This window comes from Streptomyces tibetensis, assembly GCF_040647715.1.
GTDB classification, from domain to species: Bacteria; Actinomycetota; Actinomycetes; order Streptomycetales; family Streptomycetaceae; genus Streptomyces; species Streptomyces tibetensis_A.
Window position 1 is genome coordinate 1 of record NZ_JBEZCR010000010.1, and the last position, 15,791, is coordinate 15,791.

The 15,791-nt window shown below is 71.1% G+C and carries 17 protein-coding genes and 1 pseudogene; 4 read left to right on the forward strand and 14 right to left on the reverse strand.

All coding sequences use genetic code 11. The features are described 5' to 3' along the window. The 14 genes and pseudogenes from AB0B29_RS25400 to AB0B29_RS25465 all read right to left on the reverse strand — a co-directional run. Nucleotides 1–119 (reverse strand): annotated as a pseudogene (locus AB0B29_RS25400) (electron transfer flavoprotein subunit beta); the annotation flags it as partial. A gap of 28 nt (nt 120–147) precedes the next feature. Next, on the reverse strand, nt 148–777 hold the full coding sequence (locus AB0B29_RS25405; RefSeq protein ID WP_362243791.1) for an MBL fold metallo-hydrolase: 630 nt from the start codon (nt 775–777) through the stop codon (nt 148–150). Beyond that, complete coding sequence (locus AB0B29_RS25410) at nt 777–1,865, reverse strand: S-(hydroxymethyl)mycothiol dehydrogenase (RefSeq protein ID WP_362243792.1); 1,089 nt, start codon at nt 1,863–1,865, stop codon at nt 777–779. The genes AB0B29_RS25405 and AB0B29_RS25410 overlap by 1 nt, the downstream gene beginning before the upstream one ends. A gap of 39 nt (nt 1,866–1,904) precedes the next feature. Beyond that, entirely contained in the window at nt 1,905–2,801 is an 897-nt protein-coding gene (locus AB0B29_RS25415) for a 3-hydroxybutyryl-CoA dehydrogenase (protein ID WP_362243793.1), read from the reverse strand. After that, nucleotides 2,798–3,988: an acyl-CoA dehydrogenase family protein gene (locus tag AB0B29_RS25420; protein ID WP_362243794.1), complete on the reverse strand. Its 1,191-nt coding sequence runs from the start codon at nt 3,986–3,988 to the stop codon at nt 2,798–2,800. Before AB0B29_RS25420 ends, AB0B29_RS25415 begins: the two co-directional genes overlap by 4 nt. 96 nt (nt 3,989–4,084) lie before the next feature. After that, the gene (locus AB0B29_RS25425; RefSeq protein ID WP_362243795.1) at nt 4,085–5,203 is read right to left on the reverse strand and encodes an alcohol dehydrogenase catalytic domain-containing protein; all 1,119 of its coding nucleotides are present in this window, start codon (nt 5,201–5,203) and stop codon (nt 4,085–4,087) included. Nucleotides 5,204–5,318: 115 nt separating this feature from the next. Next, complete coding sequence (locus tag AB0B29_RS25430; protein ID WP_362243796.1) at nt 5,319–6,770, reverse strand: class I adenylate-forming enzyme family protein; 1,452 nt, start codon at nt 6,768–6,770, stop codon at nt 5,319–5,321. Further along, nucleotides 6,767–8,008 (reverse strand): NAD(P)/FAD-dependent oxidoreductase, encoded by a 1,242-nt coding sequence (locus AB0B29_RS25435; RefSeq protein ID WP_362243797.1) that lies wholly within the window; start codon nt 8,006–8,008, stop codon nt 6,767–6,769. The genes AB0B29_RS25430 and AB0B29_RS25435 overlap by 4 nt, the downstream gene beginning before the upstream one ends. Further along, entirely contained in the window at nt 8,005–8,328 is a 324-nt protein-coding gene (locus AB0B29_RS25440) for a 2Fe-2S iron-sulfur cluster-binding protein (RefSeq protein WP_362243798.1), read from the reverse strand. Before AB0B29_RS25440 ends, AB0B29_RS25435 begins: the two co-directional genes overlap by 4 nt. A gap of 23 nt (nt 8,329–8,351) precedes the next feature. Then, nucleotides 8,352–9,551: a cytochrome P450 gene (locus AB0B29_RS25445; protein ID WP_362243799.1), complete on the reverse strand. Its 1,200-nt coding sequence runs from the start codon at nt 9,549–9,551 to the stop codon at nt 8,352–8,354. Then, entirely contained in the window at nt 9,548–10,078 is a 531-nt protein-coding gene (locus AB0B29_RS25450) for a cupin domain-containing protein (RefSeq protein ID WP_362243800.1), read from the reverse strand. Before AB0B29_RS25450 ends, AB0B29_RS25445 begins: the two co-directional genes overlap by 4 nt. Nucleotides 10,079–10,234: 156 nt before the next feature. Then, nucleotides 10,235–10,777, reverse strand: a complete 543-nt coding sequence (locus AB0B29_RS25455; protein ID WP_362243801.1) for a MarR family winged helix-turn-helix transcriptional regulator — start codon at nt 10,775–10,777, stop codon at nt 10,235–10,237. 22 nt (nt 10,778–10,799) lie between these two features. Further along, complete coding sequence (locus tag AB0B29_RS25460; RefSeq protein ID WP_362243802.1) at nt 10,800–11,648, reverse strand: fumarylacetoacetate hydrolase family protein; 849 nt, start codon at nt 11,646–11,648, stop codon at nt 10,800–10,802. Continuing rightward, the gene (locus AB0B29_RS25465) at nt 11,645–12,226 is read right to left on the reverse strand and encodes a carboxymuconolactone decarboxylase family protein (RefSeq protein WP_362243803.1); all 582 of its coding nucleotides are present in this window, start codon (nt 12,224–12,226) and stop codon (nt 11,645–11,647) included. The genes AB0B29_RS25460 and AB0B29_RS25465 overlap by 4 nt, the downstream gene beginning before the upstream one ends. 82 nt (nt 12,227–12,308) lie before the next feature. On the opposite strand from AB0B29_RS25465, the gene AB0B29_RS25470 reads away from it, so the two are divergent. From AB0B29_RS25470 to AB0B29_RS25485, 4 genes are all read left to right on the forward strand, one after another. Beyond that, a complete protein-coding gene (locus AB0B29_RS25470) occupies nt 12,309–13,169 on the forward strand; it encodes a VOC family protein (RefSeq protein ID WP_362243804.1) in 861 nt (286 codons plus the stop codon). A 49-nt stretch (nt 13,170–13,218) separates the two neighbouring features. Beyond that, complete coding sequence (paaZ, locus tag AB0B29_RS25475) at nt 13,219–14,799, forward strand: phenylacetic acid degradation bifunctional protein PaaZ (protein ID WP_362243805.1); 1,581 nt, start codon at nt 13,219–13,221, stop codon at nt 14,797–14,799. Nucleotides 14,800–14,879: 80 nt separating this feature from the next. Then, the gene (locus tag AB0B29_RS25480; protein ID WP_436845878.1) at nt 14,880–15,110 is read left to right on the forward strand and encodes an MFS transporter; all 231 of its coding nucleotides are present in this window, start codon (nt 14,880–14,882) and stop codon (nt 15,108–15,110) included. Continuing rightward, nucleotides 15,107–15,742, forward strand: coding sequence for a class I adenylate-forming enzyme family protein (locus tag AB0B29_RS25485; protein ID WP_362243806.1), 636 nt, complete (start codon nt 15,107–15,109; stop codon nt 15,740–15,742). The genes AB0B29_RS25480 and AB0B29_RS25485 overlap by 4 nt, the downstream gene beginning before the upstream one ends. Nucleotides 15,743–15,791: the final 49 nt, after the last annotated feature.

The window sequence follows — 15,791 nt, forward strand, 5'->3', positions numbered from 1 at the left end:
TCGAGCTCGGAGAGCAGACCGTCCACGTCGTCCCGGTCGACGGTCAGGTCATCGGCGAAGTGCCGGTCGCCAGTGGCGTCGGGCACGTACTTCACGCAGACGACAATCCTCAGAGCCATCACTTCTCCTTGCTGGGTGCTTGCGTCGTCAGTGGCCGCGGTCGATCCAGGCGTCCAGGTGAGGGGCCTCGGCGGCGACCGACGTCGAGTCGCCGTGGCCGGTGTGTACGACCGCGCCGGGCGGGAGGGTGAGGAGCCGGTCGCGGATGGAGTCGATGATCGTCGGGAAGTGGGAGAAGGAACGGCCCGTGGCCCCGGGGCCGCCGGCGAAGAGGGTGTCGCCGGTGAACACGGTGCCGAGCGCGGGCGCGTGGAGGCACACGGCGCCCGGTGCGTGACCCGGCGTGTGGAGGACGGTGAGTTCCGCACCGGCGACGGCCAGCACCTGGCCGTCGGCCAGGTCGGCGTCCGGTGCCCGGTCGGGGTGCGTCTGTTTCCAGAGAGGGTGGTCGTCGGGGTGGAGCAGCACGGGGGCGCCGGTGAGCTCGGCGAGGGCGGGGGCTGCGTCGATGTGGTCGTTGTGGGCGTGGGTGCACACGATGGCCGTCAGGCGGCGGTCGCCCACGGCCTCGGCGATGGCGTCGGCGTCGTGGGCGGCGTCGATGACGATCACCTCGTGGTCGTCGCCGACGAGCCACACGTTGTTGTTGACGTCCCAGGTGCCGCCGTCGAGGGTGAACTGCCCGGAGATGACGAGGTGTTCGATGCGGGCGGCCATCAGAGCACCACCACTGAGCGCAGCACGTCGCCGTGATGCATGCGCTCGAACGCCTTCTCCACCTCGTCGAGCTGGATCGTCTCCGTGACGAACGCGCCCAAATCCAGGCGGCCTTGCAGGTGCAGGTCGATCAGCATCGGGAAGTCGCGGGAGGGCAGGCAGTCGCCGTACCAGCTCGACTTCAGCGCACCGCCGCGCCCGAAGACGTCCAGCAGCGGCAGTTCGAGCTTCATCTCCGGCGTGGGCACGCCGACGAGGACGACGGTGCCCGCGAGGTCGCGGGCGTAGAACGCCTGCCGGTACGTCTCCGGGCGGCCGACCGCCTCGATCACGACGTCGGCGCCGAAGCCGTCGGTCAGCTCGCGGATCGCCTCCACCAGGTCGCTCTCACGGGAGTTGACGGTGTGCGTGGCGCCCATCGACCGGGCGGTGTCAAGCTTGCGGTCGTCGATGTCCACGGCGATGATCTTCGCCGCGCCCGCGAGGCGTGACCCGGTGATCGCTGCGTCCCCGACGCCGCCACAGCCGATCACCGCGACCGTGTCACCCCGGCCGACGTTGCCAGTGTTGATCGCGGCGCCGATCCCGGCCATCACCCCGCACCCCAGCAGACCGGCGACCGCGGCGGAGGCCGACGGATCGACCTTGGTGCACTGCCCGGCCGCCACCAGCGTCTTCTCCGCGAACGCGCCGATACCGAGCGCCGGGGAGAGCTCCTGCCCCGTCGCGGCCAGGGTCATCTTCTGCTTCGCGTTGTGGGTGTCGAAGCAGTACCAGGGCCGCCCGCGCAGGCACGCCCGGCACTTCCCGCACACCGCACGCCAGTTGAGGATCACGAAGTCACCGGGCTCGACATCGGTGACGCCGGGGCCGACCGCCTCGACCACGCCCGCGGCCTCGTGGCCGAGCAGGAAGGGGAAGTCGTCGTTGATGCCGCCTTGTTTGTAGTGCAGGTCGGTGTGGCACACACCGCACGCCTGGACCCGCACCACGGCCTCGCCCGGACCCGGGTCCGGCACGACGATTGTCTCCACCCGCACCGGCTCGCCCTTGCCCGCCGCGATCACACCGCGAACTTCCTGCGCCATGTCTGCTCTTCTCTCTCCGATTGCGAGGGCTTGCGATGATCAGACGGCCGGAGCCGTCGCGTAGTCGTGGAAGCCGCGGCCCGACTTCCTGCCGAGCAGACCCGCCTCCACCATGCGCAGCAGCAGCGGCGGCGCGGCGTGCTGGGGGTCCTTGAACTCCGCGTACATCGCGTCCGCGATCGCGCTGAGGGTGTCCAGGCCGATCAGGTCGGTGAGGCCGAGCGGCCCGATGGGGTGGGCGCAGCCGAGGACCATGCCCGTGTCGATGTCCTCCGCGGAGGCGAAGCCGGACTCGAGCATCCGGATCGCCGAGAGCAGGTAGGGCACCAGCAGGGCGTTCACCACGAAGCCGGCCCGGTCCTGCGAGCGGATCACGCGCTTGCCCAGCACCCGCGTCGCGAACTCCTCGGCCCGGGCCTGCGTCCGCGTGCTCGTCAGCAAGGACGGCACGAGCTCCACCAGGTCCAAAACCGGGACCGGGTTGAAGAAGTGCACTCCGATCACCTGGTGCGGCCGCGCGGTGGCCGTGGCCAGCTTCATGATGGGGAGCGAGGAGGTGTTCGACGCGAGCAGCGCGTCTTCCCGTACGACGACGCGGTCCAGGGCGGCGAAGAGGTCGAGCTTGACCGCCTCGTCCTCCGTGGCCGCCTCCACCACCGCGTCCCGGTCGGCGAGGTCCGCGAGATCGGTGGTGGCCCGCAGCCGGCCGAGCGCGGCGTCGCGTTCCTCACCGGTGAGCTTGCCGCGGCGGACTCCGCGATCCAGCGAGGCGGTGATCCGGGACAGGCCCGCCTTCGCCGCCTCCTCCGTCACTTCGTGGATCACCACGTCCAGTGCCGCTCGGGCGCAGACTTCTGCGATGCCCGCGCCCATCAGACCGCAGCCGACAACGCCGACCCGGCGGATGTCCGCTGCCGACGGCCGGGTGTCGGTCACCGGAAGGCCGCCTGGCCGGTCAGGGCCTGGCCGATCATGAGGGTGTGCATCTCCACGGTGCCCTCGTAGGTGAGGATCGACTCGAGGTTGTTGGCGTGCCGGATGACCGGGTACTCCAGGGAGATGCCGTTCGCCCCCAGGATGGTGCGGGCGGTGCGGCAGATCTCCAGGGCGGCGCGGGTGTTGTTGAGCTTGCCGAAGCTGACCTGCTCAGGCCGCAGGCCACGGTCGTCCTTGATGCGGCCGAGGTGGAAGGCGAGCAGGGTGCCCTTGGTCAGCTCCAGCGCCATGTCGGTCAGCTTGGCCTGGGTGAGCTGGAACGAGCTGATCGGACGGTCGAACTGGACGCGCTCGTTGGCATACGCCAGTGCGGTCCGGAAGGCCGAGCGCGCGGCGCCCATCGCGCCCCAGGCGATGCCGTAGCGCGCCTCGTTGAGGCAGGACAGCGGGCCGCGAAGTCCCCGTACGCCAGGCAGGATCGCGGTGGACGGCAACCGTACGGAGTCCAGCACGAGTTCGCTGGTCACCGATGCCCGCAGCGACATCTTGTGCTTGATCGCGGGAGCGGAGAAGCCGGGGGCGTGGGTGGGGACGACGAAGCCGCGGATGCCGTCGTCGGTGCGGGCCCAGACCACCGCCACGTCGGCGACCGACCCGTTGGTGATCCACATCTTGCGCCCGTCGAGGATCCAGTCGTCGCCGTCGCGGCGGGCCGCGGTGCGCATGCTGCCCGGGTCGGAGCCGGAGTCGGGCTCGGTGAGACCGAAGCAGCCGATGGCGGTGCCGGCGGCGAGGCGGGGCAGCCACTCCTCCTTCTGTTCCTCGGAGCCGAAGGCGTGGATCGCGAACATGGCCAGCGAGCCCTGCACCGAGACCAGGGAGCGCAGACCGGAGTCGGTCGCCTCGAGTTCCAGGCAGGCCAGCCCGTAGTCGACGGCGCTCATGCCCGCGCATCCGTAGCCCTCCAGGTGCATGCCCAGCAGGCCGAGTTCACCGAGTTCCTTGGTCAGGCCGCGGATGTCGTCGATCGCGCCCTGCTCGAACCACTCGGCGATGTGCGGTTCCACGCGCCGGTCGCAGAAGGTGCGGACGGTGTCGCGTACGGCGCGCTCGTCAGGGGTGAGCAGGGAGTCGAGTTCCACGAGGTCGAGGGGGTCGGCCGGGCGGCCGGACTGCTGGGCGTGCATGAGGTCTCTCCAGAAGGTCGTACGGAGGAGGGGAGGAGGCCGCCGGTCGGGGGAGGGGCCGGCGGCCCCGGCTGGGAGCGGTCGTCAGACCGGCGCTCACGCGCTCGCTGTCGGACTGATGATGAAGTTGCTGAAGCCGCCGTTGCGCTCAGCGATGCCGCTGATGGCCTCGTTGACCTGCTCCAGCGGGAACACCTGGTGCTCCAGCGCGCTGAGGTCGATCACACCGGCCTCCACCAGGTCGGCCATGGCCTGGCCCTCGCCGGAGGTGAACCAGGCCGAGCCGATCAGCCGTAGCTGCTGGTCCATCATCCGGTGGATGTCGATGGGCAGGTCACCGGCGACCGCGCCGATGTTCACCGCGATCCCGCCGCGCGCCATGGCACGCATGCCGGCCAGGAACGTCTCGTGCGGCGCGCCCGGGCCGAGCGCGTCGATGTAGATGTCGACGCCGTAGCCGTCGGACTCCTTGCGGATCCACTCGTCGAGCGGGCCGTCGTGCAGGGAGTGCAGGCGCAGTCGGCCGCCGCCGAGCTCCTCGACCTGGTCGAGCAGGCCCTTGTCACGGCCGGTGCCGTAGACGTGCGTGAGGCCGAAGGCGGGGGCGAGGAGCGCCGCGCCGATGCCGAGGGTGCCGCTGATGCCGTTGACCAGGACCGACTTGCCGGGAGCGGCGCCGGCCTTGCGCAGGGCGGAGTACATGGTGCCGAGGTAGCCGAAGCGGGCTGCGGCCTCGAAGGACAGGTTGTCCGGCAGTTTCACCAGGGAGTACGCGGGGGCCAGCATGTACTCGGCGAGGCCGCCCTGGTAGCGGTCCAGCAGGTCGATCGCGGTCGGTGAGAAGCCGAAGTATCCGGCGAAGGCGTAGCTGGCGCAGTTGATCGAGTCGTCGTTGCGGCAGGAGCGGCACGAGCCGCAGGAGCGGCCCGGGTTGACGTAGACACGGTCGCCGGGCTTGAACGCCTGGACGCCCTCGCCGACCGCCTCGACCACTCCCGCGGGGTCCAGGCCGAAGATCGCCGGCAGGGTCGGCAGGGGGCTGTGCGGGAACCAGGTGGTCCACATGTGCAGGATGTTGGCGAGGTTGGGGACGATGTTGACGGCGTGCACGGCCACGCGGACGTCGCCGGGACCCGGCTCGGGAACGGGGAGTTCCTCGATCTTCATGGGCTCGCCGACGTGGTGCATCCGCGCGGCTCGCATGGTCGCACTCATGGCTTCTCCTGGGGTGTGGGTGTGGAGAGGTCGCCGGTGGCACCGGCCCCCATCTCACGGGCGGGGAGGTGTGTGGGGGAGCTGGGAGCTGCGTGGGGGTGTCGGCCGACGGTTGTCAGTCGTCGAGCAGGATGGTGAGGCGCTGCCGCTGGAGCTTCCCGGTGGCGCCGCGCGGCAGTGCCGGTACGACGCGCAGGCGGCGGGGCCACTTGTGCCGGGCCAGTCGCCCGTCGAGGTGGGCGCGGACGTCGTCCAGGGAGGGCTCCCCGGCGTCGGAGACCAGGAAGGCGGTGACGACCTCGCCCCAGATGGGATCCGGCGTCCCGGACACCGCGACCTCGACGACGCCCGGCAGGTCGGCCAGCGCGTTCTCGACCTCGGCGGGGTCGACGTTCTCCCCGCCGGTGATGATGGTGTCCTTGACCCGGCCGACGACCTCGAGGCGGCCCTCGGCGTCGAGGCGTCCGCGGTCTCCGGAGTGGAACCAGCCCTCGGCGTCGGTGACGGGCAGCGGCCCGGTGGCGGTCCAGTACTGGGCCGCCACCGACGGCCCGCGCACCCAGATCTCCCCGGGCGTGCCGGTCGGGACGGGCGATCCGGTCGCATCCATGACCGCCAGCTCGACGTGGGGAACCGGGGATCCGGTGGAGGCGGCGGGCTCGTCCGGTGCGGAGTACGTCACCCCCGCCGCGGTTTCCGTCAGGCCATAGGAGTTGACCACACCGATCCCGCGGGCCCGGAACTGTTCGCGGGTGGCGGTCTGGGCCGGTGATCCGCCGGACAGGATCCACCGCAGGCTGTCCAGATCGCCGCCGGTGAACCGGGCGTGGCGGGCCAGCAGGGCGGACATGGCCGGTACGGCGAAGGCGCAGGTGACCTGGTGGTCGCGGACCAGGTCGATGAACAGGTCCGCATCGAAGCGCGGAGCCAGGATCACTGTGCCGCGCCGCGCCCATGTGTACTGCGGAAGTCCGCCCAGTACGGCGACATGGGCCAGGGGTGTGGAGACGAGCACGGTGTCGTCCTCGCCCAAGGGCAGCCCCGCGAGGCCGTTGACCATGCTCCAGTGCAGGTTGTCGTGGGTCAGTGCGACGCCCTTGGGGCGGCCCGACGTACCGGAGGTGAACGCGATGACGGCTACGTCGGAACCGGTCGGCGGGTCGCAGTCGGGGGCCTCGGGCCCCTCGTCCCCGGGATGCAGTTCCTCCCAGGTAAGCCTGAGACCCCTGCCCGCCGGGAACTTCTGGTCGGCGACCACGGCCGTAGGGCCGGTCTCCTCGCACACGACCGCGAGCTCGCCGCCGGTGACTTGCGGGTGGAGGGGCACGAGCACCGCCCCCATCCGCGTCACCGCGAACAGCGTGATCAGGGCCTCGGGCCGCGCCGCGCCCTGCATCACCACCCGGTCGCCCCTGCACACCCCGGCCTTGTCGAGACGGGCCATGGTGCGGCGTACGGCGCAGTCGAGTTCGGCGTAGGTCCAGCTGCGGTCCTCGAAGACCAAGGCGGTCCGGGAGCCGGTCTCGGCGGCGCCGGCGGTGAGGTGGGCGCCGAAGGTGTGCGTCATGCCCTCACCTCCGCGGCACGTCTGGCACGGGCGAGCGCGCCGAGGGTCGCTCCCGCGAGGTCAGCGGCGCGGACAGGGATCGGTCGCTCCAGCAGCCGACGGGCGGCCAGGTGCTCGGCGGGCCAGTTCAGGGTCTCCACGGCGACCAGCCGATCGTCGCGGAAGGCGTACGCCGCCAGTCGCTCCGGGGCGTCACCCTCGGCCACGAGTACTTCGTCGGTGCTCGCCCGCAGCCCGGCGATCTGCAGTTTGATGGCGCCCTGGTCGCTCCAGAACCACGGCAGGCTCCGGTACGGGGCCGGTGAGCCCGCGATACGGCGACCGACCAGCGCCCCCTGATCGGTGGCGTTCTGCACGGACTCCAGCCGCACCGGCCCGTCCGCGTGCGGGTGGGGATGGCGGGCGCAGTCACCGACGGCGGAGATCCGCGGGTCGCTCACCGAGCGCAGATGCTCGTCCACGATCACACCGTCGTCCACGGCCAGGCCCGCGTCGCGGGCCAGCTCGTCGCGTGGGGTGGCGCCGATGCCGTAGACGACGAGGTCGGCGGCGAGCACGCCGCGGTCCGTGACGACCCGCTCGGCCCGGCCCGCGCCCTCGATGGCCTCGACGGCCGTCCTGGTGAGGATCCGCACTCCGCTGCTCTCGTGCCGTTCCCGCAGGTGTTCCTGCAGCTGCGGGGAGACGGCCCGGCCCAGCAGGCGGTCCGCCAGCTCGACCACGGTCACGCGTGCCCCGTGGGCGGCGGCTACCTGGGCGAGTTCGAGCCCGATGAAGCCTCCGCCGATCACGACCACGTCCCGGGCCGTCGTCAGCGCCCGGCCGATCGCCAGCGCGTCGTCGAGCGAGCGCAGCGCGTGGACGCCGTCCAGTGCGGCGCCGGGGACGGGGAGCCGACGGTTGCGGGCGCCGGTCGCCAGGACCAGGTGCTCGTACGGCACGCGCCTGCCCGAACCGGTGACGACCGTGCGGGTGGCGGTGTCGAGGGCGGTCACGCCGTCGCCGAGGCGCAGGTCGATGTCCCGTTCGCGGTAGAAGGACTCGGGTACCAGGCCGACGCGTATCCCGTCGGGGTCGGCGTGGGCCTTCTTCGACAGGGGCGGTCTCTGGTAGGGCAGGTGGTGCTCGTCGGCGAGGACGGTGACCGGGCCGTCGTATCCGGCGCTGCGCAGGTTCGAGACGACGCTGAACCCGGCCTGTCCGCCGCCGACGACGACCACGCCCGCGGCGGACGTCATACCTGCTCCTCGGGCACGTGCACGAGCAGTCCGTCGAGCGCGTCGGAGAGCTGGATCTGGCAGCTGAGCCGGCTGGTGGGCCGGCGTTCGGCGGCGGTGAAGTCCAGCATCTCGTCCTCCACGTCGTTGGGCGGTCCCACCAGCTCGGTGTGCCGGTCGTCGACGTAGACGTGGCAGGTGGCGCAGGAGGCGTTGCCCCCGCACTCGGCGACGATGCCGTCGACGCCGTGGGAGACGGCCGCCTGCATGAGCACGGTCCCCGGTGCCGCGGTGACCTTGCGTTCGCTGCCGTCGGGCAGCTGGAAGATGACGGTGGGCATGAAGTCCTCCCGGTGGGAGCGGCTCAGGCTGCTTGCCAGGTGACGTGCAGCGAGGTGAGTCCCCGGAACACCCAGCCCTCCAGGTGGTCCTCCGCGCCCTCGACGAGGCGGAGGCCCTTCAGGCGGTTGAACACGAGGGGCCAGGCGAGTGCACTGACCTCGTGGCGGGCGATCCAGGCGCCCATGCAGAAGTGCGGGCCGCCGCCGAAGGCGAGGTGCGGGCGGTGGGGGCGGTCGATGTCGAACTCGCCGGCCCGTTCGAAGACCGACTCGTCCCGGTTCCCCGAGGCGATCACCAGGGCCACCCGGCTTCCGGCGGGCAGTCTCACGCCGGCGATCTCGTGGTCCTGGGTGAGCTGGCGCGGGTACATGCCGATGGGCGAGATCCAGCGGGCGCTCTCCTCGAAGACACGCTTCCACAGGGTGGCGTCGGCGAGGACCCGGTCCCTGACGCCTGGGCGGCGCAGCAGTGCCCAGGCGCCCACGCCGAAGACGTCGCGCGGCTCGTTGACGCCTCCGCCGATGATGACCTTGACGTTGTTCTGGATCTCGGTGAGCTCCACGGGATCGGCCGCGTGGACCATCGAGGAGATCACCGAGCCGTCGGGCTCGTGCCGGACCGACTCGGCGATGTCGGCGACCGCTTCCTCGATGGCCCGGGTGGCCTGCTCCGCTCGGAGCCAGATGTCGGGGTCGTCGGCGTAGTTGCCGTTGCCGGCCATCATCGCCCGCGACCAGTCGGCGATGTCGTCGGCCGTGGCATTGCGCAGGCCGAGGACGAGGGCCAGGTTGGCCGCGGCGAGCGGTTCGGCGAAGTCGGCTATGAGGTCGGCCTCGCCGCGGCCGGCGATCCGGTCGAGCAGTTCGTGCGCGGTCTTCTCGAAGGCGCCGGCCCACAGGTCACGCACCTGGCGGGGGCGGGTGGGTGGCTCGGCCGCGGCGCGCAGCCGCCGGTGGGCGGGGTCGTCCTCGCGGAGCAGGTTGGGGCCCACGGTGCGTAGCAGCAGCGAGCCCTCCTCGCGGGAGCTGAACACCTCGGGCAGCTTCTCGGCGTGGACGATGTCGTCGTACCGGGTGAGCAGGTGGCGGCCGACCGACGGGACCCAGGCGAGCGGCGCGCTGCGGCGCAGGGCGGCGTAGGCCGGGTAGGGGTCGTGGCGCAGCTCGGCGAGGTCGAGGTCGACGACGGGCGCGCCGGGTGCCGCCGTCGCCGGGGCGCTCATGAGGTGCCGCCCGCGCCGATCAGAACGAAGAACAGCGTGGCGGGTTCCGTGCCGAGGTTGCGCCAGGCGTGCCGGGTGGCGTTCTGGACCACGATGTCGCCGGGCTTCAGGACCGCGGTCTCGCCGCCGTCGAGGTCGAGGACGATCTCGCCGCTCAGGACGACGCCGTAGTCCACGGTGGGCGTGGTGTGCATGCCGGGGTTGTCGGGCTCGAAGAGCTCGGCCAGACCCGGGGTGGCCTCCAGCTGCTCGGCGGCCGCGGCCGCGGGGTCCCAGGCGGGGTCGGCGTAGACGCTGCCCGGCGGAAAGGTCACGGTCAGCGCGATCGTCTCGCCGGGGGCCGGTACGAAGGACTCCAGTGACCCGGTGGGGTCGGCCGAGGGGACGGCGGGGGCTGCTGTGTTCCATACGAGGGACCGGGCGAAGCCGGGGGTGTGGGTGTACTGACGGGTGCGCGGCGGCTCGCCGTCACTGACGATCACGGGCTTGCCACTGGGGCTGACACCGGTGACGATACGACGGACCATCCTTCTCTCCTTCGGGACCGACGCAGAGGGCGTCGTATGAGGTGGCTGCACGTTAAAGCAGCCCGGGGATTATTTGTTAGAGCCTTGACAGTAAAAGTTCTTACTATTTCGAGGGTGTGCGTCCCCGCACCGCCTGGACAGGGGGGAGGCCGAGGCTCAGTCGTCGGCCGGTGTCTCCTGGTTGACCAGGGTGCGCAGCAGGTGGACCAGCTCGCTGAGCTGGTCGTCGCGCAGGACGGCCGTCCAGGCCCGTTCGCGCCTGGTCTGAGCTTCGATGGCCTTGTGCAGGGTCTCGCGGCCCTCGTCGGTGAGCTCGACCGTCAGCTGCCGGCGGTCGGTCTCGACCCGCTCCCGGGCGACCAGGCCGCGACTCTCCAGGGTCGCCAGGGCGCTGGAGATGCTGGCTCGGGTGGATCCGGAGAACCGGCTGATGTCCTGCTGGGGAAGCGGGCCGTAGACCCACAGGGCGTTGAGGATGCGGAAGCCTGCCCAGGTCAGGCCGAGTGGCCGGTGGACGTGCTTCTCGAAGTCCTTGGTCAGTCGCGCTTCGAGGCGGGTCAGGTCGGTGACCATCTCGATCGCGTCGAGGTCGCGGGGATCCGTCGTGCCCACCTCGCGATGGTGGTGGCGCAGCAGCTCCGAGAACTTCCGGGTCCGGCCGGCGCCGGCGTCCCCCGTCTCGCGCACGGTGTCGGTCACGATCTCCCGCCCTTCCCCTCGGCTAACCGGCCACGATCGGATTGACCATAGTGCCCACGCCCGTGACCTCGGTCCGCAGGACCTTCCCGGCGGTCAGGTACAGCCGCGGCGTGCGGCGGACGCCGCAGCCGGCCGGGGTGCCGGTGAAGATCATGTCGCCGGGTTCGAACGTCACCCGCTTCGACAGCCAGGCGATCAGCTCCGGCACACTGAAGATGAGGTCCGAGGTGCGGCCCCGCTGCACCTCCAGGTCGTCGACCCAGCCGGCCACCTCGATGTCGTCCGGGTCCTCGAACTCGTCGACCGTCACCAGGCAGGGGCCGACGGGGCTGAAGGTGTCGTACGACTTCGGCAGCGTGAACTGGTTGATCGGCTTGCGCCACTGCTCCTTGCGGTCGCTGACGTCCTGGCCGGCGGTCACACCCGCCACGTAGGACCAGGCGTCGGCCTCGGGGATGTTCTTGCCCTCCTTGCCCATGACCACCACGAGCTCGGCCTCGAAGTCCACCTTGTCGTACTGCGGCTCGACCACGATCGCGTCGTACGGGCCGACCACGGACGAGGCGAACTTGGCGAACACCGACGGCTCGTCCGGGACGGGAAGGTTGGACTCCTCGGCGTGCGCACGGTAGTTCAGGGCGACCCCGATGGCCTTGTACGGCTTGGCGACGCGGCCCAGGTCGCGCGGCTCGAACGGCTTCCAGTCCGCCTCGGCGGCCCGCTCGGCGAGCGTGCGCAGCTCGTCGTGGAGCGACAGGTCGGACAGGACCTCCAGGCGCGGTTCGATCGCTCCCCTGCTGGCGTCCGCGATGTCGAGGGCGCGGTCGTCGCGCACGACGACGGGGCGGCCGGCGAGGTTGGCGAGGTTCATGCGGCGACTTCCTTCAGGTCGGCGGGGCGGGGGAGAGGGAGGGCGAGGTCGCCCTCGGTGTGCACGCCCAGCGTGTTGATGACGGTGGCGATGGTCAGGTACTGGCCGACGGTGTAGAGCACGTCGATGACCTGCTCGGTGCTCAGGTGGGCGGTCAGCCGGCCCCACAGCTCGTCGTCGACGCCCTGGTGGTCGATGAGCGAGTCGGTGGCGGTCAGCAGCACCTGATCCAGCTCGTCGAGTCCGTCCCGGCTGCCGGTCGCGGCAGCCAGGATCGTCTCGTCGGCGAGACCCGCGCGGCGGGCGATGCGCACGTGCTGGTCCCACTCGTACGCCGCCTGCGCCCGGGCGGCGATCCGCAGGATCATCAACTCCCGTGACGTCAGCGGCAGGGTGTTCTTGCCCAGTACGTGGTTGCTGAAGACGAGGTAGCGGCGCAGCGCGTCCTCGTGGTGGGCCAGCGTGGCCCAGATCGTGTAGACGCGGCCGTCCTGGTCGCGATAGGGCGCCAGCGACGCCAGCGTCTTCTCCTGCAGATCCGCCTCGTCGACGGGGTGCAGGCGGGGCTTCTCCGGCATCGGAGTCCTCCTCGGCTCGATGACGTGCAACGTATTCGTCAGAGCCTTGACCGTCAAGGGTCTAACAAATACGGTCCTCGTCATGACGATCCAGAGCCTTGGTTACGTAGGGATCGGCACGCCCGATCCGACCGCGTGGGCGGAGTACGCCCGCAGCGTGATAGGCCTCGCCGTCGAGGCCGGTGAGCCCGACGGCCCGGTGCGCTACCGGCTGCGGATGGACCAGCATCCGTTCCGCATGTGGCTGACGCAGGCACCGACCGGCGGCGTCACGGTCATCGGCTGGGAGGTCCGCGACGCGGCCGCCGTCGACGAGATGACCGTGCGGCTGAAGGAGGCCGGCGTCGACGTGACGGCGGGCACCGAGGAGGAGTGCAGGGAGCGCCAAGTAGCCCGGCTGGTGCACTTCACCGGACCGGTCGGCATTCGCACCGAGCTGTTCTGCGGCCGCCGCCTTGCCGCGAGCCAGTTCGTCTCCCCGCTCGGCGTCGACTTCGTGACCGGTGATCAGGGGCTCGGGCACGTCGTGATGAAGACGCCGCACGTGCAGGAGGCGGTCGACTTCTACCGCGACGTCCTGGGCTTCCGGCTCAGCGACACCGCCGACTTCCCCTGGGGCACCTTCTACTTCCTGGGCTGCAACCCCCGCCACCACAGCATCGCCTTCGTCCGCTCGCACAAGAACGAGGGCACCCACCACATCCTGTGCGAGGTGACCACCCCGGAGGAGGTCGGCCGGGCACTGGACCGCACGCGCGAGCACGACGTCAAGCTCATGGCCACGCTCGGCAAGCACTCCAACGACGGGATGTTCTCCTTCTACATGCGCTCACCGGCCGGCTTCGGCATCGAGATCGGCGCGGGCGGCATCCAGGTCGACGAGGACACCTGGGTCAGCCGCACCTACACGGCCGACATCTGGGGCCACCACCCGGTCCCGTAGCCCGACTTCACCTCCCTCGACCCCTGCGAAGAAAGGCGGGCCGAACCCCATGCTTCTCGAGAGCTATCTGCAGGACACCTGGGCCACCCCGACGGCAGCCGACGCGACGGCCGTTGACGTATGCGACGCCGTCACCGGCGAGACCGTCTGCCGCGTCTCCTCTCAAGGCCTCGACCTCGCGGCCGCGTTCGATCACGCCCGCACCCACGGCGGACCCGCCCTGCGAGGGCTGACCTTCCACCAGCGCGCCGACCTGCTGGACGCGCTAGCCGCAGCCGTCCGCGCCCGCCGTGAGGAGCTGTACGCCCTCTCGGCCCGTGCCGGAGCCACCCCCAACGACGCCCGCTACGACGTCGACGGAGGCATCCGCGTCCTGCGCGACTACGCGGCCCGCGCCCGCACCGAACTCCCTGACACGCCCCACCTGATCGAAGAGCCCGCCGAACGCCTGGCCAGGGGCGAGGACTTCCTGGGCGTCCATCTCCTCACGCCCTCCCCGGGCCTGATGCTCCAGGTCAACGCCTTCAACTTCCCCGTGTGGGCGCCCCTGGAGAAGCTCGCCCAGGCGGTGCTGGCGGGCATGCCCAGCGTGGTGAAGCCGGCCACCCCGACCGCGTACCTCACCGAGCGCCTGATCCGGATCGTCACCGACGCCGGTGTCCTGCCACCCGGTGCGCTGCAACTCGTCGTCGGCTCGGTGCGCCCTGCCCTCGACCTGCTCGGCGAACAGGACGTCCTCTCCTTCACCGGCTCCGCCGCCACCGCCGCGACGCTGCGCACCCACCCCAACGTGGTCGCCCGCTCCGTGCGCTTCAACGCCGAGGCCGACTCCGTCAACGCCATCGTGCTGGCTCCGGACGTCACGCCCGGATCACCGCTGTTCGAGGCGTTCGTACGGGAGGTCGTGACCGAGATGACCGTCAAGGCGGGCCAGAAGTGCACCGCCATCCGCCGCGTCCTCGTACCCCGCGAGCACGAGGCCGCCGCCCTCGATGCCCTCGCCGCCGAGCTCGCCGACGTGACCATCGGCAACCCCGCCACGGAGGGCGTACGGATGGGCGCGGTCGTCAGCCTCGCCCAGCGCGACGACGTACGACGAGCGGTGCGCACCATCGCCGCATCCGGCCGCTTCGTGTACGGCGACCCGGACAAGGTCCGTGCGGTGGACGCCGACCCCGAGCGGGGCGCCTTCCTGGACACGCTGCTGATCTCCGCGGACCCGGAGGCGGCCGCACCCCACGAGGTCGAGCCCTTCGGCCCGGCCGCGACCGTCCTGGCGTACACCGACACCGCCCACGCCACGGACCTGATCGCGCGCGGCCGGGGCAGCCTCGCCGCCTCCCTGGTCGGCGACGATCTTGCCTGGACGACCGCCTTCGTCCGCGAGGCGGCACCCTGGCACGGGCGACTCCACCTGCTGGACTCGACGAACATGACACAGACCACCGGACACGGCTCCCCGCTCCCCGCCCTGCGCCACGGGGGCCCCGGCCGGGCCGGCGGGGGGTCGGAGATGGCGGGCACTCGCGGTGTCGTGGACCTGATGCAGCGCACGGCACTCCAGGCATCGCCCAGGGTTCTCGACCTGCTCCGGACCACGCCCACCGGCCCGTCGGCCGACTCCGCGTAAAGGCCGAACGCGGGGCACGGACCGAAGGGGGCCACAGACGCGCTGCACCCGAACAACAGGGAACGGACCTGCCTGCGCCGATGCTGTCGGCGCTCCCCCTGGCCTGCGGAGTCTCGCCGCTGGCCATCGACATGTATATGTCGGCGTTCCCGCGCATGGCGCGCGACCTCCATGCCCCGGCCACCGGCGTCCAACTGACGCTGACCGCGTTCATGACCGGCCTGGCCATCGGACAGCTGGTCGTCGGTCCACTGTCGGACCGCTGGGGCCGGCGTCGACCCCTGCTGGCCCAGGGGGTGTCTGACAAATGATCACCTGGCGGGTTCGCGGAGCCACAGGGACAGGGCTGCCAGGCGGCCACCGTTGTCACCTGGTCCCGGCGCTCGGGGATCGTGGCAGCGATGCCCCGGCGCCTCAGAAGGTGCCGGATCGCCCTGCTGAATACGCGCTATCGCCGAGCACCCCTGTCCTGGCACCGGCCCAGAGTCACTGGCCGGCGTCAGGACCGCAATACGCCGAACTCCAGCACGTACTGCTCCAGTCGGGAGCCGTGGGCCTGCTCCTCACCGACTCCTTCCGCGACACCGACATGGCCGCGGCGGTGGAACGGATCCGGCCGCGGCTGCCCCGGCTGCGCGAACAGTCCTCCTTCACCGGATGGCTCACCGAGATCCGCCGGACACGGGTCATACCGCTGCCGCGGGTGGCCCCCGGCTCGGCCGCACAGATCCAGTACACCTCCGGCACGACCGGCACCCCCAAAGGCGCGGTGCTGCACCACCGTGGACTGGTCACCAACGCCGCCTTCACAGCCGCCCGCGCCGGGTTCCCCCACCAGGGGACCTGGGTCAGCGCCCTGCCCCTGTTCCATACGGCAGGATGGAGGACCAGCATGGTCATCTCCTTTCCATGTAGCCGTAACCAGGTCTGTGTACAGCGTTGAATTCATACCTGTACTGCGGAGTGTCGGCACTCAAATTTGCTGGTCAGTG